This window comes from Micrococcus sp. HMSC31B01 (assembly GCF_001816085.1).
In the GTDB taxonomy this organism is placed as follows: domain Bacteria; phylum Actinomycetota; class Actinomycetes; order Actinomycetales; family Micrococcaceae; genus Micrococcus; species Micrococcus luteus.
In genome coordinates, this window is the sequence record NZ_KV825299.1 from 1 (window position 1) to 1,514 (window position 1,514).

The window sequence follows — 1,514 nt, forward strand, 5'->3', positions numbered from 1 at the left end:
GCGCGCCGCGCCAGGCCGTGAGCACCGCCTCGGACACCGTCCAGAGCGTCAAGGGCTCCACCCGGCTCGAGGCGAAGCGCCAGCGCCGCCGCGACTCCCGCTCGGGCGGGCGTCGCCGCACCGTGATCACCGAGGCCGAGTTCCTGGCCCGCCGCGAGGCCGTGGACCGCAAGATGCTGGTGCGCCAGCGCGACCAGCGCATCCAGATCGCCGTGCTCGAGGACGGCGTGCTGGCCGAGCACTTCGTCTCGCACACCACGCAGGACTCGATGATCGGCAACGTGTACCTGGGCAAGGTCCAGAACGTGCTGCCGTCCATGGAGGCCGCGTTCGTGGACATCGGCCGCGGACGCAACGCCGTGCTCTACGCGGGCGAGGTCAACTGGGACGCCGCCCAGCTGGACGGCAAGCCGAGGAAGATCGAGAACGCGCTCAAGTCCGGCGACACCGTGCTCGTCCAGGTCACCAAGGACCCGGTGGGCCACAAGGGCGCCCGTCTGACCAGCCAGGTCTCCCTGCCCGGCCGCTACCTCGTGTACGTGCCGGGAGGCTCGATGACCGGCATCTCCCGCAAGCTGCCGGACGTGGAGCGCTCGCGTCTGAAGAAGATCCTCAAGGACCACCTGCCGCAGGACGCCGGCGTGATCGTGCGCACCGCGGCCGAGGGCACCTCCGAGCAGGAGCTGCAGAACGACATCAACCGTCTGCGCGCCCAGTGGGAGGGCATCCAGGAGAAGGCGTCCGGCACCAAGGTGCTCGCCCCCGAGCTGCTCTACGCCGAGCCGGACCTGACCATCAAGACGGTCCGCGACGTCTTCAACGAGGACTTCTCCGCCATGCTCGTGCAGGGCGAGGCCACGTGGGACAACATCGAGGCCTACGTGACCTACGTGGCCCCGCACCTGCTGGACCGTCTGCACCACTGGGTGCCGGAGGACCACGACGGCGAGGACCTGTACGCCACCCACCGCGTGGACGAGCAGCTCCACAAGGCGCTCGAGCGCAAGGTGTACCTGCCCTCCGGCGGCTCGCTCGTGATCGACCGCACCGAGGCCATGACCGTGGTGGACGTGAACACCGGCAAGTTCACGGGCTCCGGCGGCAACCTCGAGGAGACCGTCACCAAGAACAACCTCGAGGCCGCCGAGGAGATCGTCCGGCAGCTGCGCCTGCGGGACATCGGCGGCATCATCGTCATCGACTTCATCGACATGGTGCTCGAGGCCAACCGCGACCTCGTGCTGCGGCGTCTCGTGGAGTGCCTGGGCCGGGACCGCACGAAGCACCAGGTCGCCGAGGTGACCTCGCTCGGCCTGGTCCAGATGACGCGCAAGCGCATGGGCACCGGGCTCGTGGAGGTGTTCTCGGAGACCTGCGAGCACTGCGCCGGCCGCGGCATCATCATCAAGGACACCCCCGTCGAGCGGGGCCGCTCCGGCGGTGAGCAGCGCGGCGAGGCGGAGGGCCGCCGTCGTCGCCGGCGCCGGGGCAACGGCGAGGGCGAGCACGCCCAC

Annotated in this window: 1 protein-coding gene; it reads left to right on the plus strand. The window is 70.1% G+C overall.

What is annotated here, in order from left to right; genetic code table 11:
• Positions 1–1,514: Rne/Rng family ribonuclease (locus tag HMPREF3105_RS09875; protein WP_246830369.1), on the plus strand; the 1,514-nt coding region annotated here is incomplete at both ends.